A 24,319-nucleotide genomic window follows, 5' to 3' on the forward strand; every position below is an offset into this window, starting at 1 on the left:
AAATATTAAATATGAAAACTCAAGTTAAATATCCTCTCGTTTTTGCGATTTCTTGCTTTTGGCTGGGTTTGGTTTTAGCGGTAAGCTTTTTAGAAACGCCTTTTAAATTTCAAGTTCCAGGAATGACGCTTCCAATCGCGCTAGAATTAGGGAAAATCATGTTTGGGATTTCGACCAATATTCAAATGGTGCTCATCGTATTTATGGGTTTAAGTTTCCTATTTAATAAAGAAAAATTAAACATCAAATTATTAATCAACTTCTTTCTTTTAGCACTGATATTAGGTTTAGAAAAATTTTGGATGCTCCCAATTTTAGATGCTCGAGCAGATGTTTTAGCTTCAGGAAAAGGACTTCCGCCAACGGCGCTTCACGACTATTTTATCTATGCCGAAGTTGCAAAAGTTATTTTACTAATTGTATTACCAATATTAGTTTTAGAAAGAAAAAATATACAATCAAAACTTTTTTTAGAATCATTAAAAACCTCTCACTAACATGAAAAAATACATTATTCCATTAGCAATTGTTCTGGCTGGCCTCTCATTAAATGCTTGTAAACAGAACGCTTCAGATTCTAGTTCTACTTCTAAATCAGGAAGTACCGAAAATATTGCCGTTTCTGGTGCTGCCGAAGAAGCAAAATTAACTTCTGCACCCAATGTTCCTGCACCAATCGGAGATCGTGCTGCGAAAAAATTAATCGTTCGTATGGAAACCATCGAAAAAGTTGGCGAATTAGCTGATGGCACTCAATATAATTTCTGGACGTTCGGTGGAACCGTTCCGGGAAATTTTATCAGAGCAAGAGTTGGCGACGAAATTGAATTTCATTTAAAAAATAATGAAAACTCAGCTTTTCCGCACAATATTGATCTTCATGCAGTAAATGGTCCCGGTGGTGGAGCAGAAGCAACTTTCGTAGCTCCTGGAAAAGAAGCGGTATTTAATTTTAAAGCTTTAAATCCTGGCTTGTATGTCTATCACTGTGCGACGGCGCCTGTGGGAATGCACATTGCGAACGGAATGTACGGTTTGATTTTAATTGAACCAGAAGGTGGACTTCCAAAAGTGGACAAAGAATTCTACATTATGCAAGGTGATTTCTATACTAAAGGAAAATTTGGCGACAAAGGATTGCAAGAATTTGACATGGATAAAGCCATTGCAGAACATCCAGAATATGTTGTGTTTAACGGGAAAACTGGTGCTTTACTAGGCGAAGGCGAACTTCAAGCAAAAGTGGGTGAAAGCGTTAGATTCTTCGTCGGAAATGGAGGTCCAAACTTAACATCGTCTTTCCATGTTATTGGTCAAATTTTCGACAAAGTTTATATCGAAGGTGGTTCAAAAACCAATGAAAATGTGCAAACAACGGTAATTCCGCCAGGTGGAGCAGCTATTGTAGAATTTACTTCTAAAGTTCCGGGCGAATACGTAATTGTTGATCATGCCATCTTTAGAGCCTTTAATAAAGGTGCTTTGGGGAAAATTAAAATTACGGGTGAAGAAAATCCTAAAGTTTTTAAATCAATTAAAAAATAATCCATAGTAGTAGTTTTTTGAACTTTTGGTTCATCATTGAGGATTAAATTTAAAAATGAAAAAACTCGTTTACATATTAAGTTTGATTTTAGTTTTTAGTTGTAGTAAAAAACAATCTATAACAAAAATTGAAAGCGAAAAACCATCCATCATTCGTATTACAAGCCATAAAAAAATGATGAAAGTGGATGGCGGACAGTACAGAGCTTTTGTAGGAAAAGAAAGTGATAGCTTGACGACTGTGCCATCTTTTATGCTAGACGAGACTGCTGTTACTAACTTTGAATACCTCGAATTTTTGAAAAAGAATCCTCAATGGACCAAAAGTAAAGTTCTGAAACTCTACGCAGATAGCACTTATTTAAAACATTGGAAAAGTGATTTTGAAATTCCAGCCGATGTAAGTCCAGATGCGCCAGTAACCAATGTTTCTTGGTTTGCAGCGAAAGCCTATGCCGAAAGCGTCGGAAAGCGTTTGCCAACGGTTGATGAATGGGAATATGCCGCTCGTGCCAACGAGAATCTAAAAGATGCTACCGAAGATCCCGAATTCACAAGACATATTTTGAATTTGTATCAAGAAAAAGGGAAGTATAAACAAGCTGTAAAGCAGCATCAACCGAATGCTTGGGGAATTTACGATATGTACGGAACGATTTGGGAATGGACGGAAGATTTTAATTCGGTGATGATTACGGGAGAATCTCGAAAAGACAATGCGGCAAACGAAACCTTGTTTTGTGCAGGCGCTTCTGTAACGTCTTCTGATTTGAGAAATTATGCCGCCTTTATTCGCTTTGCGATGCGAGGAAGTATGAACGCCGATTATACCGTTAACAATCTCGGATTCCGTTGTGCAAAGGATTTAAATTAAAATTTATAAAATGAAAAATCTACTAAAAATTATAGTAACCGCTTGTTTAAGTTTGATTATTCTGAATAGCTGTCAAGAAAAATCAAGCGAGAATCTGGATCCGAATTCCATATTTAATTTATCATCAAAATGGGAACAAGCGGACGGAACCAAAATAAAATTGGAAGATTTAAAAGGGAAGGTCTTAACGATGGTGATGGTTTACACTTCTTGTAAAACGGCTTGTCCAAGGCTAACTCTAGATATGAAGGCGATTGAAGCAAAAGTTGGACATAAAAATCCGGAAGATTTGCGCTATGTTTTGATTTCTATAGATCCCGAACACGATACGCCAGAAAAGATGCAGGAGTTTTTAAAAACCTATCGTCTTGATGGTAAACAATGGTTGTTTATTAGAAGCAGCGAAGCCAATACCCGAGAATTAGCCAATGTTTTAGCGATGAAATACAAACAAATTTCCCCGATGGATTTTTCGCATTCCAATATAATTAGTGTGTTTTCGAAGGAAGGTTTGTTGGTTCATCAAAAAGAAGGCATCAACATCGATATTGATAAAACGGTCTCAGCCGTGAAAAGTGAACTTAAATAAATTAAAAATAAACAAATAAATCAGCTATGAAAAAATTAGTATTAACCGCATTAGTAGCATCATTAGCCATCGTTTCTTGTTCTAAAAAAACAGAGCCTGTTGTAGAACCAGAATCTAACGTCATGTTACCAGAACCAAGTGAAAAAGCAGCAGAAAGTGCACCAGCAGTAGCTTTGACTCCTGAAGAGGAAGGGAAAAGTTTAGTAGAAGGAACCGATTGTCTTTCTTGTCATAAGGTGGATGCGAAATTAGTTGGACCTTCGTATCAAGAAGTGGCAGCAAAATACACTGAAGCCGACATCGATCATCTAGCAACGAAAATTATTGAAGGTGGAAAAGGTGTTTGGGGCGATATTCCGATGACGCCGCATGCTGGATTGAGTCAAGACAATGCAAAACTGATGGTGAAATATATTTTAGCACAGAAAAAATAAAACCTAATACCTCATTGGTAGAATTTCCAATGAGGTTTATTCAAAAAATTTTACAACAATAAAGGATAAAAAAGTATTTTATTATGAACACGAGAACAGATTTAATAGGAGATATGGTTGCGGAAGATTTCAGAACGGCAGCTATTTTTAAAAAATATGGAATTGATTTTTGTTGCAAAGGTGGGCGTACAATCGAACAAGCTTGTGATAAAAAGGATTTGGACCCGAATAAAATTTATTCTGAATTGGAAAATCTTCCAACTTCAGGAGCAAGTGGAATTGATTTTAAATCTTGGCCGCTAGATTTATTGGCAGATTATGTGGAGAAAACGCATCACCGTTATGTTGAAGAGAAAACGCCGACTATTCAGCAGTTTTTGGATAAACTTTGCAAAGTACACGGCGATAGACATCCCGAACTTTTTGAAATTCGAGATTTGTTTAATGCTTCTGCACAGGATTTAGCGGCGCATCTTAAAAAAGAAGAATTGGTTTTATTCCCATTTGTTCGAAAAATGATGAACTCTAAAATTTCGGGTCAACCGATTGAGCAACCTCATTTCGGAACGGTAGAAAATCCCGTTGAAATGATGAAACATGAACACACCGTTGAAGGCGAAAGATTAGAAAAAATTGCACAGTTAACAAATAACTACAATCCACCAGCAGACGCTTGCAACACGTATCGAGTGACGTTTGCAATGCTTCAAGATTTCGAAAACGATTTGCACACGCACATTCATTTGGAAAACAACATTTTGTTCCCAAAATCGATCGAATTAGAGAAGGAATTCTCTGTGGTTAACAACTAAAAAACAAAACTATGACACCTAAAAAATTATGGGGTTGGCTCGCTTTTGTCATCATTGCCTCCTTTGCGGTTCTCATTTTTTACGGCGTAGATATCTATCGTAAAGTCCCACCAATTCCAGAAAAAGTGGTTACAACTGATGGAAAAGTGCTTTATACAGGTCAAGATGTTAAGGATGGACAAAATGTATGGCAATCAATTGGTGGACAAACGGTTGGGAGTATTTGGGGACATGGCGCCTACATCGCTCCCGATTGGACAGCTGATTATCTGCATCGTGAATCCACACTTTTATTGGATGAATTGGCAAAAAAAGATGGAAAAATTTACAAAGACCTTCCAGACGAAGAACAAGCGAAATATCAATCTTTATTAAAGAAAGAACTCCGCACCAATACGTTGGATGAAGCAACGCAAACGATTACCATTTCACCAGAACGTGCGAAAGTACAGGCGGAATTGGCAGATTATTATTCCAAATTATTCATGGGAGACCCGTCGATGACAAAACTTCGAGATTCGTATGCTATCCAGAAGTTTACCGTCAAAGATCAAGCGAGAATGGATAAAATGAACGCTTTTTTCTCTTGGACAACTTGGGTTTGTATCACGAATCGAACTAATGATACGGTTTCGTATACCAACAACTGGCCGCACGACCCAACGGTTGGGAATGTTCCGTCAAGTTCGTTGCATTTATGGTCTGGGTTCAGTATTTTGATGCTTTTAGTTGGGGTTGGCGCATTGGTTTTCTATCATGCTAAAAACAAAGAAGAAGAAATCGTAGAAGCCTTGCCTTTGGACGATCCATTACGAAATATGAAACCAACAGCTTCTATGCGAGCAACCTTAAAATACATTTGGGTGGTCGCACTTTTGATTTTGGTTCAAATGTTAGCGGGCGTTATCACAGCGCATTACGGCGTGGAAGGAAGTGCATTTTACGGAATTCCGTTGGATGAAATTTTACCACAATCGGTATCTCGAAGTTGGCACGTGCAGTTAGCTATTTTCTGGATTGCAACATCTTGGTTGGCAACAGGATTGTACATTGCGCCAGCGGTTTCGGGCTACGAACCAAAATATCAAAAATTAGGTGTCAATATTCTCTTCGGAGCTTTGTTAATAGTTGTTTTCGGTTCTTTAGCTGGACAATGGTTAGGAGTAATGCAAAAGTTGGGTTATGTTGACAATTTCCTTTGGGGACATTCTGGTTACGAATACGTTGAATTGGGAAGAGTATGGCAAATATTATTATTGGTAGGCTTAATTCTTTGGTTGATTTTAATGATTCGTGCTTTGCTTCCAGCTTTAAAAAAGAAGGACGAAAACCGCCACATGTTAACGCTTTTCGTAATTGCATCTGTTGCTATAGCCATGTTCTACGGTGCTGGATTAATGTACGGAAGACAAACGCACATGGCAATCGCCGAATATTGGAGATGGTGGGTGGTTCACCTTTGGGTAGAAGGTTTCTTCGAAGTTTTTGCGACCGTTGTTGCCGCATTCTTGTTCACAAGATTAGGTTTGTTAAGATTAAAATCAGCGACAATTTCGGTGTTATTTTCAACGATAATTTTCCTTGCAGGAGGAATTTTAGGAACATTCCATCACTTGTATTTCTCGGCAACACCAACCGCTGTTTTAGCTTTGGGAGCGACGTTTAGTGCATTAGAAATTGTTCCGTTGGTTTTAATTGGTTATGAAGCCTATCATAACTATCAAATCAGTAAATCCACCAAATGGATCAAAGCCTACAAATGGCCAATCTACTGCTTTATTGCGATGTGTTTTTGGAACTTTTTAGGCGCAGGAATCTTCGGATTTGCGATCAATCCACCAATTGCGTTGTATTATATTCAAGGTTTAAATACAACAGCAGTTCATGGTCACGCCGCATTATTTGGAGTGTACGGAATCCTCGGAATCGGTTTAATGCTCTTTATTTTGAGAGGTTTGTATCCAGATCGACATTGGAATGACAAATTGATTGGTTGGGCATTTTGGTTAACGAATATCGGATTATTTGTGATGACGACTATTAGTATTCTCCCAATCGGAATTATGCAAGCTGTAGCGTCTATCCAAGAAGGTTATTGGTACGCAAGATCTGCAGAATTTATGCAAACCGAAATCATGCATTTCCTAAGATGGATGCGTGTTCCTGGAGATATTTTATTGGCTTTGGGTGAATTATTATTGGTGATTTTCATCATCGGATTAAAATTCGGATGGTCTTTAAAAGAGAAGAGATAAACTAAATTTAATAGTGTTGCCTCATCAGTTTTTTTGGAAATTGGTGAGGCTTTTAGTTTTTCCTATTTAAAATTTTTATTGTTAAATTAATGACCTAGAAAACGGAAGCGTTAAGAAAATTTGAATTAAATCTGTGAAAAATTTCGAGTGTTTGAGCAAGGTTGGGATTGTATTGGAGCGAGTTTTAGAAATTTTAGGATTTCATTTGAATTTTTAGCTGAGTTTTCAAGTCTTGATTTTTTGATTCTTTTTTATCAAGAAAAAAGAATAAGTAACAGTAATTTAAAAAAATAAAAAATATGAAACGTAACGAAAACATCATTCCACTTTCACATGACCATCATTTTGGTTTGCTGTGTTGCTGGAAAATCCGTCAAGGTTTAAAGAAAGAAGTTGAACTTTCTCGAATTCAAAAATATGTTGATTATTTCTGGAATCAGCATTTGAAGGAACATTTCAAAGAAGAAGAAGAGATTTTATTTCCTTATTTGAAAGATGAATTTTCAAATCGAGTAGCGAAAGAGCATCAAGACTTGGAAGTTTTATTCAATGAAATTTCTAAAAATCTTAGTATTCAAAATTTTGAAGCTTTTGCGAATTTATTGGATGATCATATTCGGTATGAAGAACGACAATGGTTACCACATTTAGAGCAAAATCTAAATAAAAATCAGCTTTTAGAAATCGGAAAAGCGCTTGCAGAAATTCATTCCGATGAAAAAGATAATTTTAACGATGAGTTTTGGAAGTAATTTTTTTTATACTAAATTTCTTTTAACAGCCTTTAATAGCACCAGTTTTGTTAGTTCTTGGAAAATTTAAAATATGAAAAATACAATCTTATTACTAGCAATTGGAAGTTTAATGGCTTGCAACGCACCTCAAAAAATGGTGGGAAATGATCAAGATAAACACGGATGTAAAGGTTCTGCAGGACAAACATGGAGCGTTCTGAAGAACAATTGTATTCAGGTTTTTAGTGAAGGAACTCGCTTGAATCCTATTGAAACCAAAGAAGGTGAAGCCATTATTAGCGCATTTATTTTGTTGAATGATGATCAATCCAAAGCCGAACTTTTCATAGGAAACGAAGCGAATATTATTTTGGAAAAGAATTCGGAGGGTAATTTTGTTTCTAAAAAATACGTTTACAAACCGTCGGAAGCTACTTTGTATGTTGATGCTCAAGCACTTTATCAGAAGGATTAATTGTCAAAAAATAATATTCCTATCTTTGCAAATCAAAATCACCGCGTAAATATGTAGAATTCTTTTTCTTTTAACGACTTTTCAAAGCCTAATTCAGGGCTTCAAGTTTCATTTTAAAGAAAAAACATGTTTACTTTACACAATATTACCTATCTGCATCCAGATAAAGAGATGCTGTTTCATTCCCTCAATTTTACGTTAAACAAAGGCGAAAAAGTCGCTCTAATTGGTCAAAATGGTGTTGGGAAATCTAGTTTATTAAAACTTATTTCGGGCGAAATTTCACCTTCTGAAGGTGAAATTAGTTCCGATGAAAAAATCTATTTTGTTCCACAAATATACGGTCAGTTGGACGAAGCTTCAGTAGCTGAAGCTTTAAAAATTGATTCTAAATTAAAAGCTTTGCATAAAATTTTGGAAGGCGATGTTTCCGAAGAAAATTTTGAAATCCTAAATGACGATTGGGATTTAGAAAATCGAGTAGTAGAAGCTTTTTCCAAATGGAAAATTGAAAATATTTCGCTTTCAGATTCGATGAAAACCTTGAGTGGTGGACAAAAAACAAAAGTTCTTTTGGCTGGAATCGATATTGACGAAGCCGATTTTGTGATTTTGGACGAGCCGAGCAATCATTTGGATTTTGAAGTGCGACAATTATTGTACAATTTCGTTTCTGAAACTTCAAAAACCTTCTTGGTGGTTAGTCACGACAGAACTTTACTCAATTTATTGGGTAAAGTTGCTGAGCTTTCTCCTAAAGGAATTCAAGTTTTTGGTGGGAATTTTAAGTTTTATAAAGCGCAAAAAGAAGCCTCGGATTTGGCTTTGGAAAACGAAATTAAAAGCAAAGAAAAATATTTGAAAAAAGCCAAAAATGTTGAGCGCGAAACTTTGGAACGTCAACAAAAACTGGATTCACGAGGAAAAAAGAAGCAAGAAAAAACTGGCGTTGCAAGAATTATGATGAATACGCTTCGAAACAAAGCAGAAAATTCAAGTTCATAAATGAAAGACGTTCATGCAGAAAAAATCGATGGAATTTCTGAGGATTTGTCGAAACTTAGACGAGAATTTTCACAACTGCAACAGATGAAATTTAATTTTGACGATTCGGCATTGCATCAAGGAAAAATTTTATTAGATCTGAAGGAACTAAATTTTAAATACAATCAAGAATTTTTGTGGAACGAAAATTTGAATTTCCAAATCTTAAGTGGCGAACGTTGGGCGATTAAAGGAAATAATGCTTCTGGAAAATCGACTTTGGTAAAACTTCTTGTCGGAATTTTAAAACCATCAAAAGGAAATATTGAAAAAGCAGATTTTAAATCCATTTATCTAGATCAAAATTATTCGGTTTTAAATGAAAATTTCAATGTTTTAGAACAAGCCGAATATTTTAATCAAACTCCCATTCCGGATTATGAGTTGAAAACAATATTAACTCGATTTTTATTTCGAAAAGAAGTTTGGGACAAAAAAGTATCGAGTTTAAGCGGTGGCGAGAGAATGCGATTGTTGCTTGCTTGTCTTTCAATAATGGGAAAAGCACCTGATTTAATCGTTTTGGATGAGCCAACCAATAACCTCGACTTGGAAAATGTTGAAATCCTAACTTCTGCTTTGCAAGATTACAAAGGAAGTTTGCTCGTTATTTCTCACGACCAAGAATTTTTGAAGGATTTGAATGTGGGAAAAGAAATTTTTTTGTAACTATTTTAAAACTTTTCTTCTAAACATTTCGGGCTTATAATTGATAATGAAAACACCAGAAATAATCAATATTGAAGCCAAAATAAATTGAATTGTTATTTTTTCATCTAGCAACAGCCAACCCAAATATATAGCGATAATTGTGTTGATATAAGATAAAATCGAAACCTGAATTGGGCTAATTTTTGTCAATGCGTAGTGAAATGCAAAGAAGGTAATGACAGAACCGAAAACTGCCAAATAGAGCATTGCAGCAATACTTTTTGAAGTCCAATTTCCAAAATTGTAATTCTCAGTTACCAAAAATGCTAACAAAATTTGGAAAACGCCTGCGAAAAAAAATTGATAGACCAAATTAAGTGAAATATTCTCGGATTTGATGTCCATTTTTTTTGTGAAAATAGTGCCGCCTGCCCAACCTAAAATTGCGAAAAACATCATGATAATGCCGTTTCGATATTCAGGAATAGCAAGGTCTTGTAAACCATCCCAAAAAATCATTAGAATCCCGCTGAAACAAATGATAACGCCTAATAATGATTTAAAACTAAATTTTTGTAAACCTAAAAATAGACTTCCGATAAAAACCAAAATAGGTGAGCAAGCGCTAATTAACGCCGCCAAACTACTGCTTAATTCTTCTTCAGCAACGGTGGTTAGACCATTTGCCATGACTAACATTAAAACCGAAAAAACAATTTGGTATCCAAAATTTCTCCAACCTATCCATTTTAATTCTTTACGAAATAATAGAATGGTCAACATAATTAATCCTGCCAAAAATTGACGAATTCCCGCTACAAACCAGCCAGGAATTGTTTCTACGGCAACGCGAATTCCCATGAAGGTGGTTCCCCAGACGAGTGCGACGGTAAAAATGGCGAAAAGTAATTTGTAGTTTCTCAAGTGTTAGTGAAATAAGAAGTTGCAAAGATAGACTTTTCCAAGGCAAAATAGGCTTTATAGATACTTTTTGAAGATCAATTTTTATTCAAATTGGTTTCGTCTTTTATTAATTTTTATCTTTGAAAATCTAATAAAAAATGAAATGGTAGGAATAATTATGGGAAGTCAAAGCGATCTTCCAATTATGGAACAAGCAGCAGATTTTCTAAAAAACCTAGGAATTCCTTATGAATTGACAGTGGTTTCGGCGCACAGAACGCCAGAACGTATGCTGGATTATGCACAAAAAGCAAAAGAACGAGGACTGAAAGTAATTATAGCTGGAGCTGGCGGGGCGGCGCATCTTCCTGGTATGGTGGCGAGTTGCACGACGATTCCTGTGATTGGTGTTCCGATTTTGTCGAGTAATTCTATTGATGGTTGGGATTCGGTTTTGTCGATTTTGCAAATGCCAGGCGGAATTCCTGTGGCAACAGTTGCTCTTAATGGAGCGCTAAATGCAGGGATTTTAGCTGCTAAAATCATTGGAACCTCTGATGAAAATGTTTCGAACAAAATGCAACAATATCAAGATTCTTTAAAGGAAAAAGTTTTGGGAACGGTCAGCGATATTAAAGCTAAACATCCGAATCAATACGATATTTAATAAAATAAAAAGCCTGTCTCGTTAGAAACAGGCTTTTATTTTAGTTCTTAACCAACTTAGTTGACTGCGTTTTGTTGTCTTTAGTTTTAACTTGAAGGATATAATTTCCTTTTGCTAAAGATTGAATGTTAATTTCTTTTGCATTGCTTCCAGAAAGTACTTTTTGTCCAGCCATACTAAAGATGTTGTAGGTTTCGATCGCATCTTTGCTATCGATTTTTACGATATCTTTTGCTGGATTTGGATAGATTTTTAAGCCTGTGGAATGTTGCGCTTCGTAAGTTGCAAGGTCAACATTATTTATTTTGATATTATCATAATATGCATTACCACCATAGTTATTATGTAAAAAATTCATTCCTAATATATTTACTTTTGAATTATTAGGATTTTCAAAAATTTGAACATTATCTAGGTAGTAAGTGATTTTATCAGCTGTAATGTGGATTTTCATATTGTACCACTTATTGGGTTCCCACGTTTTATTTGCGTATCCAATTTCTGAAAAATTTTCGTTCCAAATGTATATCATACCACGATTTTCAAAACCTGTTGCCAATAAGGTATCAAATTCTTCAGTTGCTTCATTTATTGCATAGACTGCAAATTCAAAATCTGAACCTCCTTTCGTAGAACCATTAAAATCGTAAGAAATAGTTGTGTCATTAAAATCTAAAGGCGTTGCAAAAGTTTTTTCTACACCCATTATCGGGAACCATTGTTCTTGGTACTCATCAACGTGTGCATTTTTAAAAGAAAAATTTCCATTGCTTGCTTTTTCGTTTGTAATAATCTGGTTAGTTAAAGGTCCGTCGCTACTTTCAGTTACTTCCCAACCATTTTGTCCATTGATGTCACCAAGTGTAAAACCTTCTGAGGCTTCGAATGAAATTGCATTTTGCGAAAATGCTAAACCAGCAACCGAAAGTGCTGCTAATACATAAAACTTCTTCATAAATTATTTTTAGGGCTACAATAATACTAAATTATTTTTTAATAGTTGAAAATCTACGTCTTTGTTAGGCTTTTGAAATCGGATTCTGTATTTTTGTGTTATGGATCTTAACCAATTATTTACCAACCAGCGCACCGGAAATCATCAACCAACTTTTGTGTCCAGAACAGATTTTCAGAGAGATTTTGACCGCATTATTTTTTCGTCGGCTTTTCGAAGATTGCAAAATAAAACACAAGTTTTTCCTTTGCCAGGAAGTGTTTTTGTACACAATCGATTGACACATTCTCTAGAAGTTGCCTCTGTTGGGCGTAGTTTGGGAAGTTTAATTGGAGATTTTGTTTCAAAACATTATAAAAACGATCTTAACGAAACCTCGCATAATTTTTACCAATATCAGTTAAATGACGTAATTGCAGCGGCTTGTCTTTGTCATGATATCGGAAATCCGGCTTTTGGACATTCTGGCGAAGACGCGATTGCCAGTTACTTTGAACAAAATGAAAAAGATCTTAAACCACTCTTCAAAGAGAAAGAATGGGCGGATCTTGTTAATTTTGAAGGAAATGCTAATGCAATCCGAGTGTTGACGCATCAGCAACAAGGTAAAGACGAAGGAGGAACACAATTAACGTTTTCGACTTTGGCGAGTATTGCGAAATATCCTTGTGAAGCAATTGCAAAACAAAAAGGAATTATCCATCGCAAGAAGTTTGGTTTTTTTCAGAATTCTAAATCGACATTTTTAGAAATTGCTAATGCCACAGGCATGCAATGCGAAAGCGACGAACCAATTATCCATAAAAGACATCCTTTTGTTTGGTTAGTAGAGGCTGCGGACGATATCTGTTACAGCATTATCGATATGGAAGATGCGCATCGTTTGGGCATCGTTAATTCTCGAGATTGTGAAGATTTATTTATAGATTTGGTTAAATCTGTGAATCCTGATGACATCAAACGTGTTAATGATAAACTCGATATTATTAAAAATCCGAACGAGCGAATTTCTTATTTGCGAGCGAAAGTTATTAACTCGTTGATTAATAAATCAATTTCGACTTACCAAGCTAATTTTGATAAAATTATTGATGGTACAATGGATAAAGCTTTGTTGGATATTTTTAAACAAGAAAGCTCGTCATTAACAGAAATCGAACGTTTTTCTATTGAAAAAATCTACAATCATAAAGCGGTTATTGAAATCGAAAATGCTGGTTACAACGTTATGTATGAGTTGTTAGATCATTTCATTCCATCTATTATTTTAAAAAAATCGGAGCGAAAAAATTATGATAAAATGGCTTTAAAACTTATCCCAAAACAGTTTGTCTATGAAGAGGGAAGTGTCTATGACAAAGTTTTGGGCGTTTTGGATTTCGTTTCAGGTATGACCGACAATTATGCGACCGATCTTTATAGAAAAATAAAAGGTATCGAAATCGGAATGACGGTTTAAAAACATAAAAGAAGCGACTTCAATTATTGAAATCGCTTTTTTGTTTTAAACCAATTCGCATTCAAAAACGTCCACGAAATGTTTCTTTATTTTTTGTTTTACTTCTTCAATATCAACTTCGTGTTCTAGTTCGTTTTTAAGAGAAGCGACCTGTTTATCGGTAATTCCGCAAGGTACGATGTAATCAAAATACTTCATATTAGTGTTCACGTTTAATGCAAAACCGTGGATGGTTACCCAACGAGAAGCTTTAACGCCCATTGCACAAATTTTTCTAGCATAAGGTTTTCCTACGTCTAACCAAACTCCAGTTTCGCCTGGAGAACGCTCACCTTTTAGACCATATTCTGCGATGGTACGGATGATAACTTCCTCCAAGTCTCGCATATAACGGTGAATATCGGTGTAGAAATTTTCTAAATCCAAAATAGGATAGCCAACAATCTGCCCAAATCCGTGATAAGTAATGTCGCCACCACGATTAACTTTAACATAAGTTGCTTCAATTTCCTTTAATTTATCAGCATTGGCGAGCATATTTTCTTCGTGCCCGCTTTTCCCTAAAGTGTAAACATGTGGATGCTCCACAAACAACAAATGATTATTCGTTATTTCTTGTTCTTCTGGCTCAGTATCGCGATTTTTTACTTTGATGTCTAGGTTTTCCTTCATCAAAGCTTCTTGATAATCCCAAGTCGGCATATAATCGCGAGTCCCAAGATCTTCAAATTTTACTATTTTATTTAGTTTATGATTCATAATCGTAGAAAAATTATTCACACAAATTTACATTTATTTTTGTCGATATTAAAATTAAAAAGCCCATCAAATTTGATGAGCTTTCCATCTAATAAAAGATGATCTGAAATTGATATGGATTTCTTATTTAATAATAATTTTTTTAGTTTCAGAAATACCAGCGTAAGTGATTTTTAAAAGATAAGTTCCTGTATTCAAACTAGAAAGATTTACGTCTTGTTGTTGCAGACCGTTTTGCTTACTAAGCTTAGTTTCAAAAACTTTTTTACCAGAAAGATCGAAGATTTCTGCAGTTCCGTTGTTGTTAGAATTTTCTTTAACATCGAAAAGAATCGTTGCTCTTTTGTTCGAAATAGGGTTAGGATAAACACCGAAACTTGCTTTTTTACCAAGGTCAGTAACGCCAAGTTCTGAGGTGATGTTTTTGTATTTAAAACTTACATTCCCTGTCGTTGCACCGCCGTTTTCTGTAAAATATAATCTGTAATAATTGCTAGGGTCTTTTACGTAAAATACAACATCTGGATCTACACCACTTGTCGGCTTCCAACTATGACCGATACTTGTAATAATGTCCGAATAATCTGTTTGCGCTGGTGTTGAATAGGTTGAACTGGCTTGTGTTTCGGGCTGTTTTTTCGCTACTTTGATGTTTGGATTTTGGACAATTCCTGCCATACGATACATCATGATATTATTATAAAATGTATAATATCTTGTTAGCATAAAATTCCAATCATTTTTTGCTGGTTCGATATTGTTAACTTTTTCGCCACTATCAAATGAAAAATAGTTAAAAAATGCATCATCAGAACCATTTGCAACAGTTTTAGTTTGTGTAGCTTCCCAAGACGATCCGTTCCATTTTGCATATTTGAAAGTATAACCACCATAGAATTCGTTAATGAAGAATTTGTAGTAAGATCCGTCGCCATATTCCAACACAAAAGTGACTTTTCCTGTAATCTTATGAGTTACCATGTCGTATGAACCCCAACCAAAATTGAACTGTCCTTGTGGTAATAAAGTCGCTTTGTCAAAGGCGCCTTCCTGAATTCTATTTGTTAAATCTGGGTTATAAAGAGATTCGCCCCAAGTTGATTTTTGCGATAAATCCACAGCGTCATAAGCAGATGGCGTCGCTGAGACTTGATAAACTTTTATGTCTTTGGCATCGTTAACCTTAATCCCCATATCCATGTTAGAGTTTCGATAAAACGCAATATCCCATTGATTTGCCAATTGAGATTTTGTGTTTTCGTTAGCCAAGTTGAAGAATACTTGATTTTGATAAGATGGTCCCATAGTAAGATTTACCGTTTTGTATCCCAATTCATCAGTTTGTGCAGCAACTTGAGTCTGAACCGTTAAGGCTAACATTGACGCTAAAAATAATTTTGTTTTCATAAAGAATAATGTAAAGTTTAAAATTGTTATTTAGAATTATTCTACAAAACTATATAATTATTTTTAATTGTTCTAAATAAAATTATATATTTGTCAAAAATTTTTTAGTTCATGAAAAGGATGCTGATGCCAATCGTAGTTCTAGGACTTTCAATATCAGTTAAAGCACAAAAATCAGATTCAATCCAAACCAAAAAGATTGATGAAGTTGTTGTGATGACTGGACAATACAAAGCTCAAAGTATCGACAAATCAATCTACAAAGTTGAGGTTATTAACGAAACTCAAATTCGAGAGATGGCAGCTAACAATGTGTCGGAAGTCCTTAACCAGAGCCTTAATATGTTAGTATTGTCAGATTCTAAATCTGGAAATTCTACTGCGAATATTTTAGGATTAGGTGGCGATTATGTTAAAATTTTAATTGATAATATTCCTGTTGTGGGCGACACTGGACTTGGTAGCAATATCGATTTGACAAAGTTGAGTGTTAACAATATTGAGCGACTCGAGGTTGTAAAAGGTAGCATGGGTGTGGAGTACGGTAATGGTGCAATGTCTGGCGTTATCAATATTATTACTAAAAAATCGAGTAGTAAAACACTCTCTGGACGTTTGACTCTACAAGAAGAAACTGTACGCGATAATTATGATATTCGCAAAAAAGGTCACGGAAGACACATTCAAAATGTAAACCTAAATTATAATATTGACAAGAATTGGTTTGCAAGTGTTTCGGTTAATCATAATCAGTTTATGGGTTTCAAAGGGAATTTGCAGGGTTACAAGTATTTTGAACAAGATAATCTACGAGGCTACGACTGGAATCCAAAAGATCAATACGATGCCAATGCTGTTTTGAAATATCAGAACAAAAACACAAGCATTTTTTATAAAGCGTCTTTTCTGCGAGAAAAATTCAATTATTATAATCCATTGGTGTCTAGAGAATCTCTTAACGATGGGCTTGGTGGCATTACTTACACAGCGATAGATCGCGATTACAATACAAAACGATGGATTCATCAACTCAATGTACAAAGCCAATTTGGTCATGTCAAATTTGATGCAGATGTTTCTTATCAATCGCAAAATCGAGAATATCAGGATAAGCTTTATGACATCCCAAATAGAAAAGTCAAATCAACTGAAGCTAGTAAATCCTACTTCAAAACAGATGTTTTTTATTCGAGAGCTATTTTGAGTAACTTTTTAAATAACAAAACAATTGATTTTCAATTAGGTTACGAGTTGGATCATACAGCTGGTTACGCAGCATTAATTGCTGGTGACTTTTTTGGCGACAATGTTTCAAGAAAAATCTTTACTTACGCCAATTTTTTATCCGCCGAATGTAATGTTAGCGACCGATTTTCGATCCGTCCTGGCGTAAGGTTGACCGTTAGCAATCAGTTTAAAAATCAATTTAATTATTCATTATCTGCAAAACTGAAAACTTCCGAAAACTCCTATTTGCGAGCTGTTTTTGGTAGTGCGAACAAGTTGCCAACTTATGATGAGTTGTTCACTTATTTTGTTAACACCAATCATGATTTGCAAGGTAATCCAGATTTAGATCCTGAAGTTGGATACTCGATTGGTACGTTTTGGGATCAAAGTTTTAAAACTCAAAATGATTGGCGAATCAATTACGGCGTCAACTTTTTATACCTTGATTTAAATGATAAAATAGAACTGGTGATGGTTAAAGAGCCGTCAACTTACAAATTTTTAAACATTAATAAGTTTCGTTCGATTCTGTATTCAGGAAATTTCGATGTCAAAAAAAATCAATTTTTATTTGGCTTCAAAGCTTCTGTTAATGCCATTAAACGTGGTTTAGAAGAAGCGAATCTTACAGCGCCGGATGACTACAATTATCAATTACAGTTGGGCGCTTCGGCTACTTATAAATTCGAAAAATTAGGAACTTCCATTTCTGCTTTCTATAAATACAATGGTAAAGAACAGCGTTATGTATACCGAAATTCTCAATACGAATTGGGCGAGATTGGCGCGTTTTCGATGTTAGATTTTATGGTGAATCAAACTTTTTGGAAGAATAGATTGGAAATTTCGGCAGGTGTTAAAAATCTTTTTGATGTCACAAGTATTAAAAATACAACGACTGCTTCTAGTGGTCATAACGAATCTTCTGGGAGTCTCAATTTGTTCTACGGAAGAAGTTATTTCGCAAGATTATCTTATCAATTTTAAACTCTTTTAAAACATGAAATTATTAAAAATATTAGGCTTTTCTGTGTTGTCAATACTTGCGCAATCTTGTTTGTCTGCGGATGAAGATCCCGTGAAGTTAACGCCAATTTCTGGAAAAAATCTTAGTCCAAATATTGGTGGAGCCGCACAACCTAACCAAGTTTGGGTGCATCTTTCTAGTGGTGAAATGACGACTAATAAAAGGACGGATTGGGATTTGGCTTTTTATACGGGAGCACAATTTCGGGTGTTGATTAATTCTTCAATTATATCGGCGGTTGGTAAAATTCCCAATGCGACAGATATCGATAAAATCACTACAAAAGATGTGGAAGCTCTTCAAAATCAAATCCAAATCGGAACTTTTGATCCGTCGAATCTTCAATATGTTGACAACCCAAATGGTGATTTCCTACATCAGACCAGCGGAATTGGAGAAATTAAAGATATAGACTCCGACAACTCAATTTATCTCCTTAACATGGGACGTAACATTTATGATGGTACAATTACAACTGGCTCTGTGATTACAGGCGGAGAACATCGCGGTTGGATGAAGATTCAAATTTTAAAAACTGCTACTGCTTACAAAATAAAATATGCAAAGTTGGAAGAGAACTCGCATCAAGAATATACCGTGAGCAAAGAGTCTGACTATAATTTTAAATTTTTAAACCTAAATCAAAAGCGTGAAGTTGTCATTCATCCTAAGAAAAAAATGTGGGATTTAGGCTTCACCATTTTCACCAATGAAGTCTACACCGCCGAAGGTCAAGCGGCTGGAAGTTACGTATTTGCAGATTTTGTAGTATCAAACCTTGTTGATGGTGTTGGCGCATATCAGGTTAATGTTGCAACTGGACAGACTTTGGACGCTGCCTACAATGCTTTCAAACTGAAAGATATCGACGCTTCCAAATTTATTTTTAACGATCAACGAGCCATTGGTGACAAGTGGCGAAGTACAACTGGAAGCAATGGTGCACAGGTCTATTCTAACCGCTTTTTTATTATTAAAAGTGCCGATGGTTTCTTTTTTAAATTAAGATTTAACAGGATGACCAATGACAAAGGAGAACGTGGACATACAACTTTTGAGTACGAACCATTATAAAATTTAATCAAAATTCTAAATAACAATATCTATGAAGAAAGTATTATTAGCAGCGACATTTGCACTCGCGCTTTACTCTTGCAAAGAAAACGTTTCTAAAAACACAACAGAATCGCAACTAACGGTAGAAACACCAAAATCTGCGAACAAAATTGTTAGTTTATCAGGCGGAATTACAGAAATCCTAAGCGCACTTGGACACGAGTCTGAGATTGTTGGGACAGACGTGACCAGTACTTTTCCTGAAAGTCTGAAAGCTACAGCCAAAGATTTGGGACACGTCAGAAGTATGACCATCGAACCAATTATGGCAATTAACCCAACTTTGATTATGGCGTCGGAGAAAGACATTAATCCTGATCTTTTAGCAAAAATGAAATCATCGGGCATCAAAACAGAATTGTTCAAACAAGAATTTTCTGTTGACGGAACTAAAAAGTTGATTGAAGAAGTTGCTAAAGCTATTGGTAATACAGATTATCAAAAGTTAAATAACAAAATTGATGCTGATATTAAGCAAATTCAGCCACTTGCGAAAAAGCCAAAAGTACTTTTCATCTATGCGCGTGGTAATAATTTGATGGTTTCAGGAAAAAATACGGCAATGTCTAATCTTATCGAATTGGCTGGTGGAGAAAATGCTTTTAACGATTTCGAAGATTTCAAACCATTAACGCCAGAAGCGGTGATTAAAGCTAATCCTGATGTTCTTTTCTTGTTCAATAGCGGATTACAAGGTGCTGGCGGTACCGACGCTGTTCTTAAAATGGCTGGTGTTGGACAAACCAATGCTGGGAAGAATAAAAAAGTGATAGCAATGGATGGTGGATTGGTGTCGAGCTTTGGACCTCGACTTGGTGAAGCGGCTTTGGATCTTAACAAACTTCTAATTGAAAACACAAAATAAACTTTTTCTATTCATGTTAGTGGGAGGTTTGTTGCTGGTTCTGTTGGCAGCAACTTCCCTTAATATTGGAGTTTTCGACTTTAATGGAAAATCGCCATTCTTTGTTTTGTGGCAGGTTATTACAGGAGATTCAGCTTTGTTACTGAGCGACAAATATGTGATTTGGGACGTCAGGTTAACACGAATTGTTATGGCGATTCTTATCGGAAGTATGTTGGCGGTTTCTGGGACGGCGTTGCAAGGTCTTTTCAAAAATCCTTTAGCAACCAGCGATTTAATTGGTTTAACAGCTGGTGCAACTTTATTAGCAGCAATTAGCATTGTGTTGGGCGGACATTTTAGAGAATATTTGCCCGACTTTTTGCAGCTTCCTTTGGTGGGACTTTCCGCATTTGTTGGTGCCTTGTTGGCGATGATTTTAGTTTACAAAATCTCAACAAGTCAAGGCAAAACCAATGTTGTCATCATGTTGTTGACAGGCGTTGCGATTACAGCAATCGGTTTTTCGATAACAGGATTTTTAATTTATTTAGCTAAAGATGACCAACTTCGCGATTTAACATTTTGGAATATGGGAAGTTTAGCAGCTGCAACTTGGACTAAAAATTTGGTGCTTTTTGTAGTATTAATCATTAGTTACAGTTTCTTGTTACCAAAGGGAAAAGCACTTAATGCGATGATGTTGGGAGAGAAAGATGCAGAACATTTAGGAATTAATGTTGAAAGCCTCAAAAAACAAATCGTTGTTATCACGGCTTTAATGGTTGGGACTTGCGTGGCATTTTCAGGAACAATTGGTTTTGTAGGACTTATCGTTCCTTACATTTTAAGACTAATTTTTAAATCAAATTATGTCATGATTCTACCATTGTCAGCTATTTTTGGTGCCGTTTTATTACTAATTGCGGACACCATTAGTCGCAGTATTGTCGCACCAACCGAGTTACCAATTGGGATTTTGACAGCCTTATTAGGTGGACCAATTTTCATTATTATTTTGTTAAAACAGAAAAAATCAATCCGATGATAGAGGCGCATCAAATCAATTATAAACATAAAGATTTCCATATTCTCAAGGCGGTTGATGTGTCCTTAGAATATGGAGAATTTCTCGCCATTGTTGGTCCGAATGGCGCTGGCAAATCAAGTTTGCTGAGCATCTTAGCCAATGAAATTAAAGAACATGCCGACCAACAAATTTTATTTAAAAACAAAAAAATAAAAGATTGGAAGATTATTGATCTGTCACATCATAAAGCAAAGTTTTCGCAACATCATAGTAACGATATTCCGTTGCTGGTAAAGGATGTTGTCATGATGGGACGTTATCCATATTTTGATAATGAAGCTAAAAATGAAGATTACGAAGCGGTTAATTTTGTGATGATTGAAACAGATATTTTGCATCTTCAAAATCGAGATTATAATTCGCTTTCTGGTGGCGAAAAACAACGCGTCCACCTATCAAGAGTCTTAGCACAACTTCACAATGAGGTGGCTCACAAATTAATATTTTTGGATGAACCGCTTAATAATCTGGATATTAAACATCAATACAAAACATTACAATCAATTAAAAAATTCACAGCAAAGGCTAATTCTGCAATTGTCGTTTTGCACGATCTTAATTTGGCTGCGCAATTTGCAGATAAGATTTTATTGATGAAAGCAGGAAAAGTTGTGGCTTCTGGAAAACCGAATGAAGTTTTTACCCCCGAAAAAATTTCTGAAACTTATAGTTTTCCTTGTAAGATTTGCGAAAATCCGATTAATAAAAATCCGATGATCATTTTCGGAACATAGTTTTTTATAACATTAAATACTTTTTAAAAATGAGTACAATTAATCAAACTTTAAAAGAAAAATGGAATCAGTTAAAAACTGAAAATCCAAGACTTAGAATAAGAAATGCTGCCCAAGAACTGGGCGTTAGCGAAGCCGAATTGTTGATGACAGATTTGGGCGAAACAGTCACTTTTTTGACACCAGATTTTTCTGGGATTTTAACTGATCTAGAGGTTTTGGGAAAAGTGATGGCGTTGACACGAAATGAAGAATGCGTCCACGAAAGAAAAGGAATTTACAAAAATGGAGATTTTTCTAGTCCCCATGCACAATTGTTTGTTGGCGAAGACATCGATTTAAGGATTTTTCTTAACTCTTGGAAGTATGCTTTTGCAGTGGTTGATGGCGACAAAAAAAGCTTGCAATTTTTTGGGAAAGATGGTTTGGCGCTTCACAAGGTTTATTTAACAAAAGATAGTAACCATGCAGCTTTTGACGCTTTGGTGGAGAAATACAAAGCAGAAGATCAAGATCCGAATATTCTTTTCGAGACGGTGCCTGCAAAAGCAGATGAAAAGCCAGATTCAGAAATTGATGTTGAAGCTTTCCAAAAAGCTTGGTCCGAGTTGAAAGATACGCATGATTTCTTTTCAATGACGAGAAAATTTGGCGTTTCGAGAACACAAGCTTTGCGTTTGGCTTCACCAGAATTTGTGACAAAATTAAAAGCTTCGGCTGTCGAAATAGTGTTAAATAAAGCGTCAGAAGAAAAATTACCAATTATGGTTTTCGTGGGAAATCGCGGAATTATCCAAATCCATACAGGAGAAGTTAATAAGATTTTTTGGCAAGGAAGCTGGATTAATGTGATGGATCCAGATTTTAACTTACATCTTGATACTTCAAAAATTGCTGAGGTTTGGTTGGTTAAAAAGCCGACAGAAGACGGATTGGTACATGCGATTGAAGTCTTTAACGAAGAGGGTGATTTTATTGTTCAGTTTTTTGGAAAAAGAAAACCAGGGATGCCAGAGTTGGAAGAATGGCGAAATTTATCGAATGTTTTAAGTTAGGTTTTTGCTAAATTTTACTTTTATTGACGCTAGACCGTTTTGTTTTTTTTAATTTCAGAGCGGTCTTTTAATTTGTATTTTTATAACATGAGAAAAATAGTTTTAGTTTTAATAACGTTTTTGGCGATTGGTTTTAAAGCGCAGGACTTTAAAGCTTTTCAGTTTTATAACAAATCTGGAAAGGAAATTAACACCGAAAAAATGATAAAATCACTTTTGAATTACGATGTCATTTTGTTTGGAGAGTTTCATAATAATTCTATTAATCATTGGTTGCAATTGCGATTAACAGAAGCTTTGTTTGAGAAAAATAAAAATTTAGTTCTCGGTGCAGAGATGTTCGAGCGTGATAATCAATCAGGACTAAATCAATATTTATCTGGAAAATTAGATGTTAAAAAGTTGAAAGATTCTGTTCGACTTTGGAATAATTTTGCGACAGATTATCAACCGCTATTAGATTTTGCTAAATCAAAAAAACTAGAATTTATCGCTACAAATATTCCTCGAAAATTTGCTTCTCAAGTTGCAAAACAAGGTTTGGAATCGCTAAATCAACTTCCAGATTCTGACAAAATTAACATGGCTAAACTTCCTATTGATGTGACTTTAGAAACGCCAGGATATCGCGAAATGAAAGCCATGATGGGTGATCACGCTGATGAAATGAAAGTCATGAATTTTATAGCTGCACAAGCGGTGAAAGATGCAACAATGGCAGAATCTATCCTTACATCTTGGACCGCTGGAAAACTTTTTGTGCATTACAACGGGAATTATCACAGTAACGAATATGGCGGAATCTTTTGGTATTTGAAGAACGCAAATCCGAGTCTAAAAGTAGCGGTGATAAGCCTTGTCGAAAGCGAATCAAAAGACTTGAGTTTTCCCAAAAAAGATTTTGTCCCAACAGAATTTAATTTGATATTGCCATCTGATATGACAAAAACTTATTAAATTTATCTTCAAAAAACTATGAAAACATTTTTACTGCTTGTCACGATTTTTCTTAATTGTTTGGGTTTTGGACAAAAATATACAGCGTCCGAAATCAAATTAATCAATTCGAATGATAAAAACTCGGCGCTTCCAATTTATCAGACAACCGACGAGCATCAACATTCGGTTTTATTGTCGATGTCAAAATATGTTAATCCAAAAGATCCGCATACGACGACTTTGGTTAATCGTATGAAGTTGGCGTTATTGGCGACAGATGGCGGTGTTGGGATTGCTGCGCCGCAAGTAGGTGTTAACCGAAATGTGATTTGGGTTCAACGTTTTGACAAGGCAGGTAATCCACTAGAGTATTTTCTAAATCCTAAGATTCTTTGGAGGTCTGCTATTCTTAACCTCGGTCCAGAAGGCGATTTGTCGATTCCGGATTTTAGAGATATGTATTATAGAAGTCAAGTTATTCAGTTAGAATATTGGGATTTGTCGGGTAAGAAAATCACTGAGATTGTAGAAGGCTTTACGGCAGTTATTTTCCAACACGAGATCGATCATTTATCAGGAATTTTAATTCAGGACAAGAGCAAAAATGAGACAGATTCTAATATTATTAGAGTAGATGCCTTCAAGAGATTGCCATTGTAATAGAAAGTGCACGAAATTTGCAACGTCTTAAAAAATAATTTTTAACTTAAAATATTATAAA

Annotated in this window: 25 protein-coding genes; 21 read left to right on the forward strand and 4 right to left on the reverse strand. The window is 35.4% G+C overall.

Features of this window, described 5'->3' with window-relative positions:
• Window positions 1-11: 11 nt before the first annotated feature.
• The 11 genes from AC23MB_RS06335 to AC23MB_RS06385 all read left to right on the forward strand — a co-directional run bounded on the left by AC23MB_RS06335 (window position 12) and on the right by AC23MB_RS06385 (window position 9,431).
• The gene (locus tag AC23MB_RS06335) at window positions 12-497 is read left to right on the forward strand and encodes a hypothetical protein (RefSeq protein ID WP_487786783.1); all 486 of its coding nucleotides are present in this window, start codon (window positions 12-14) and stop codon (window positions 495-497) included.
• A gap of 1 nt (window position 498) precedes the next feature.
• On the forward strand, window positions 499-1,545 hold the full coding sequence (gene nirK, locus AC23MB_RS06340; RefSeq protein ID WP_374329821.1) for a copper-containing nitrite reductase: 1,047 nt from the start codon (window positions 499-501) through the stop codon (window positions 1,543-1,545).
• 55 nt (window positions 1,546-1,600) lie between these two features.
• Window positions 1,601-2,419, forward strand: a complete 819-nt coding sequence (locus AC23MB_RS06345) for a formylglycine-generating enzyme family protein (RefSeq protein ID WP_374329819.1) — start codon at window positions 1,601-1,603, stop codon at window positions 2,417-2,419.
• Between the two features lie 10 nt (window positions 2,420-2,429).
• On the forward strand, window positions 2,430-3,008 hold the full coding sequence (locus tag AC23MB_RS06350) for an SCO family protein (protein WP_374329817.1): 579 nt from the start codon (window positions 2,430-2,432) through the stop codon (window positions 3,006-3,008).
• A gap of 26 nt (window positions 3,009-3,034) precedes the next feature.
• The gene (locus AC23MB_RS06355; RefSeq protein ID WP_487786784.1) at window positions 3,035-3,442 is read left to right on the forward strand and encodes a c-type cytochrome; all 408 of its coding nucleotides are present in this window, start codon (window positions 3,035-3,037) and stop codon (window positions 3,440-3,442) included.
• An 83-nt stretch (window positions 3,443-3,525) separates the two neighbouring features.
• Window positions 3,526-4,254, forward strand: a complete 729-nt coding sequence (gene ric, locus AC23MB_RS06360; RefSeq protein ID WP_487786785.1) for an iron-sulfur cluster repair di-iron protein — start codon at window positions 3,526-3,528, stop codon at window positions 4,252-4,254.
• A gap of 11 nt (window positions 4,255-4,265) precedes the next feature.
• A complete protein-coding gene (locus AC23MB_RS06365) occupies window positions 4,266-6,509 on the forward strand; it encodes a nitric-oxide reductase large subunit (RefSeq protein WP_487786786.1) in 2,244 nt (747 codons plus the stop codon).
• 299 nt (window positions 6,510-6,808) lie between these two features.
• The gene (locus AC23MB_RS06370; protein WP_487786787.1) at window positions 6,809-7,261 is read left to right on the forward strand and encodes a hemerythrin domain-containing protein; all 453 of its coding nucleotides are present in this window, start codon (window positions 6,809-6,811) and stop codon (window positions 7,259-7,261) included.
• Window positions 7,262-7,334: 73 nt separating this feature from the next.
• Window positions 7,335-7,718, forward strand: a complete 384-nt coding sequence (locus AC23MB_RS06375; protein WP_487786788.1) for a hypothetical protein — start codon at window positions 7,335-7,337, stop codon at window positions 7,716-7,718.
• A gap of 126 nt (window positions 7,719-7,844) precedes the next feature.
• Window positions 7,845-8,723, forward strand: coding sequence for an ATP-binding cassette domain-containing protein (locus tag AC23MB_RS06380; RefSeq protein WP_487786789.1), 879 nt, complete (start codon window positions 7,845-7,847; stop codon window positions 8,721-8,723).
• A complete protein-coding gene (locus AC23MB_RS06385) occupies window positions 8,724-9,431 on the forward strand; it encodes an ATP-binding cassette domain-containing protein (RefSeq protein ID WP_487786790.1) in 708 nt (235 codons plus the stop codon). It abuts the gene before it with no gap.
• Here AC23MB_RS06385 and AC23MB_RS06390 read toward each other — a convergent pair whose 3' ends face one another.
• Window positions 9,432-10,337 (reverse strand): DMT family transporter, encoded by a 906-nt coding sequence (locus AC23MB_RS06390; protein ID WP_487786791.1) that lies wholly within the window; start codon window positions 10,335-10,337, stop codon window positions 9,432-9,434.
• Window positions 10,338-10,479: 142 nt separating this feature from the next.
• On the opposite strand from AC23MB_RS06390, the gene purE reads away from it, so the two are divergent.
• Entirely contained in the window at window positions 10,480-10,983 is a 504-nt protein-coding gene (gene purE / locus AC23MB_RS06395) for a 5-(carboxyamino)imidazole ribonucleotide mutase (protein WP_312323725.1), read from the forward strand.
• 40 nt (window positions 10,984-11,023) lie between these two features.
• On the opposite strand, the gene AC23MB_RS06400 is transcribed toward purE, so the two are convergent.
• The gene (locus tag AC23MB_RS06400) at window positions 11,024-11,938 is read right to left on the reverse strand and encodes a T9SS type A sorting domain-containing protein (RefSeq protein ID WP_487786792.1); all 915 of its coding nucleotides are present in this window, start codon (window positions 11,936-11,938) and stop codon (window positions 11,024-11,026) included.
• A gap of 100 nt (window positions 11,939-12,038) precedes the next feature.
• Between AC23MB_RS06400 and dgt the strand changes: the two genes are divergently transcribed.
• A complete protein-coding gene (gene dgt / locus AC23MB_RS06405) occupies window positions 12,039-13,397 on the forward strand; it encodes a dGTP triphosphohydrolase (RefSeq protein ID WP_487786793.1) in 1,359 nt (452 codons plus the stop codon).
• A gap of 45 nt (window positions 13,398-13,442) precedes the next feature.
• Here the strand turns inward: dgt and lipB are convergent, their stop codons facing one another.
• Both lipB and AC23MB_RS06415 read right to left on the reverse strand, forming a co-directional pair.
• Window positions 13,443-14,156, reverse strand: coding sequence for a lipoyl(octanoyl) transferase LipB (gene lipB / locus AC23MB_RS06410; RefSeq protein WP_374329803.1), 714 nt, complete (start codon window positions 14,154-14,156; stop codon window positions 13,443-13,445).
• Window positions 14,157-14,279: 123 nt separating this feature from the next.
• A complete protein-coding gene (locus AC23MB_RS06415; RefSeq protein ID WP_374329801.1) occupies window positions 14,280-15,563 on the reverse strand; it encodes a T9SS type A sorting domain-containing protein in 1,284 nt (427 codons plus the stop codon).
• A gap of 111 nt (window positions 15,564-15,674) precedes the next feature.
• Between AC23MB_RS06415 and AC23MB_RS06420 the strand changes: the two genes are divergently transcribed.
• The 8 genes from AC23MB_RS06420 (at window position 15,675) to AC23MB_RS06455 (ending at window position 24,258) form a co-directional block, all read left to right on the forward strand.
• Window positions 15,675-17,780 (forward strand): TonB-dependent receptor plug domain-containing protein, encoded by a 2,106-nt coding sequence (locus AC23MB_RS06420; RefSeq protein ID WP_487786794.1) that lies wholly within the window; start codon window positions 15,675-15,677, stop codon window positions 17,778-17,780.
• A gap of 13 nt (window positions 17,781-17,793) precedes the next feature.
• Window positions 17,794-18,894: an HmuY family protein gene (locus AC23MB_RS06425; protein WP_487786795.1), complete on the forward strand. Its 1,101-nt coding sequence runs from the start codon at window positions 17,794-17,796 to the stop codon at window positions 18,892-18,894.
• 31 nt (window positions 18,895-18,925) lie between these two features.
• Complete coding sequence (locus AC23MB_RS06430) at window positions 18,926-19,801, forward strand: heme/hemin ABC transporter substrate-binding protein (protein WP_487786796.1); 876 nt, start codon at window positions 18,926-18,928, stop codon at window positions 19,799-19,801.
• On the forward strand, window positions 19,785-20,828 hold the full coding sequence (locus AC23MB_RS06435) for a FecCD family ABC transporter permease (protein ID WP_487786797.1): 1,044 nt from the start codon (window positions 19,785-19,787) through the stop codon (window positions 20,826-20,828). The genes AC23MB_RS06430 and AC23MB_RS06435 overlap by 17 nt, the downstream gene beginning before the upstream one ends.
• The gene (locus AC23MB_RS06440) at window positions 20,825-21,604 is read left to right on the forward strand and encodes a heme ABC transporter ATP-binding protein (RefSeq protein ID WP_487786798.1); all 780 of its coding nucleotides are present in this window, start codon (window positions 20,825-20,827) and stop codon (window positions 21,602-21,604) included. The genes AC23MB_RS06435 and AC23MB_RS06440 overlap by 4 nt, the downstream gene beginning before the upstream one ends.
• 29 nt (window positions 21,605-21,633) lie before the next feature.
• Entirely contained in the window at window positions 21,634-22,659 is a 1,026-nt protein-coding gene (locus AC23MB_RS06445) for a hemin-degrading factor (RefSeq protein WP_487786799.1), read from the forward strand.
• Window positions 22,660-22,746: 87 nt separating this feature from the next.
• Window positions 22,747-23,616 carry a ChaN family lipoprotein gene (locus AC23MB_RS06450; RefSeq protein WP_487786800.1) on the forward strand — a complete coding sequence of 290 codons (870 nt, stop codon included), beginning with the start codon at window positions 22,747-22,749 and terminating at the stop codon, window positions 23,614-23,616.
• Between the two features lie 18 nt (window positions 23,617-23,634).
• Entirely contained in the window at window positions 23,635-24,258 is a 624-nt protein-coding gene (locus AC23MB_RS06455; RefSeq protein WP_487786801.1) for a peptide deformylase, read from the forward strand.
• Window positions 24,259-24,319 lie beyond the last annotated feature (61 nt).

The sequence above is a fragment of the Soonwooa sp. T0.1_25 genome (assembly GCF_057652215.1).

Coding starts and splice junctions, on each gene's coding strand:
- AC23MB_RS06335 (WP_487786783.1), top strand. CDS start 12: ATGAAAACTCAAGTTAAATATCCTCTCGTTTTTGCGATTTCTTGCTTT.
- nirK (WP_374329821.1), top strand. CDS start 499: ATGAAAAAATACATTATTCCATTAGCAATTGTTCTGGCTGGCCTCTCA.
- AC23MB_RS06345 (WP_374329819.1), top strand. CDS start 1,601: ATGAAAAAACTCGTTTACATATTAAGTTTGATTTTAGTTTTTAGTTGT.
- AC23MB_RS06350 (WP_374329817.1), top strand. CDS start 2,430: ATGAAAAATCTACTAAAAATTATAGTAACCGCTTGTTTAAGTTTGATT.
- AC23MB_RS06355 (WP_487786784.1), top strand. CDS start 3,035: ATGAAAAAATTAGTATTAACCGCATTAGTAGCATCATTAGCCATCGTT.
- ric (WP_487786785.1), top strand. CDS start 3,526: ATGAACACGAGAACAGATTTAATAGGAGATATGGTTGCGGAAGATTTC.
- AC23MB_RS06365 (WP_487786786.1), top strand. CDS start 4,266: ATGACACCTAAAAAATTATGGGGTTGGCTCGCTTTTGTCATCATTGCC.
- AC23MB_RS06370 (WP_487786787.1), top strand. CDS start 6,809: ATGAAACGTAACGAAAACATCATTCCACTTTCACATGACCATCATTTT.
- AC23MB_RS06375 (WP_487786788.1), top strand. CDS start 7,335: ATGAAAAATACAATCTTATTACTAGCAATTGGAAGTTTAATGGCTTGC.
- AC23MB_RS06380 (WP_487786789.1), top strand. CDS start 7,845: ATGTTTACTTTACACAATATTACCTATCTGCATCCAGATAAAGAGATG.
- AC23MB_RS06385 (WP_487786790.1), top strand. CDS start 8,724: ATGAAAGACGTTCATGCAGAAAAAATCGATGGAATTTCTGAGGATTTG.
- purE (WP_312323725.1), top strand. CDS start 10,480: ATGGTAGGAATAATTATGGGAAGTCAAAGCGATCTTCCAATTATGGAA.
- AC23MB_RS06400 (WP_487786792.1), bottom strand. CDS start 11,938: ATGAAGAAGTTTTATGTATTAGCAGCACTTTCGGTTGCTGGTTTAGCA.
- dgt (WP_487786793.1), top strand. CDS start 12,039: ATGGATCTTAACCAATTATTTACCAACCAGCGCACCGGAAATCATCAA.
- lipB (WP_374329803.1), bottom strand. CDS start 14,156: ATGAATCATAAACTAAATAAAATAGTAAAATTTGAAGATCTTGGGACT.
- AC23MB_RS06415 (WP_374329801.1), bottom strand. CDS start 15,563: ATGAAAACAAAATTATTTTTAGCGTCAATGTTAGCCTTAACGGTTCAG.
- AC23MB_RS06420 (WP_487786794.1), top strand. CDS start 15,675: ATGAAAAGGATGCTGATGCCAATCGTAGTTCTAGGACTTTCAATATCA.
- AC23MB_RS06425 (WP_487786795.1), top strand. CDS start 17,794: ATGAAATTATTAAAAATATTAGGCTTTTCTGTGTTGTCAATACTTGCG.
- AC23MB_RS06430 (WP_487786796.1), top strand. CDS start 18,926: ATGAAGAAAGTATTATTAGCAGCGACATTTGCACTCGCGCTTTACTCT.
- AC23MB_RS06440 (WP_487786798.1), top strand. CDS start 20,825: ATGATAGAGGCGCATCAAATCAATTATAAACATAAAGATTTCCATATT.
- AC23MB_RS06445 (WP_487786799.1), top strand. CDS start 21,634: ATGAGTACAATTAATCAAACTTTAAAAGAAAAATGGAATCAGTTAAAA.
- AC23MB_RS06450 (WP_487786800.1), top strand. CDS start 22,747: ATGAGAAAAATAGTTTTAGTTTTAATAACGTTTTTGGCGATTGGTTTT.
- AC23MB_RS06455 (WP_487786801.1), top strand. CDS start 23,635: ATGAAAACATTTTTACTGCTTGTCACGATTTTTCTTAATTGTTTGGGT.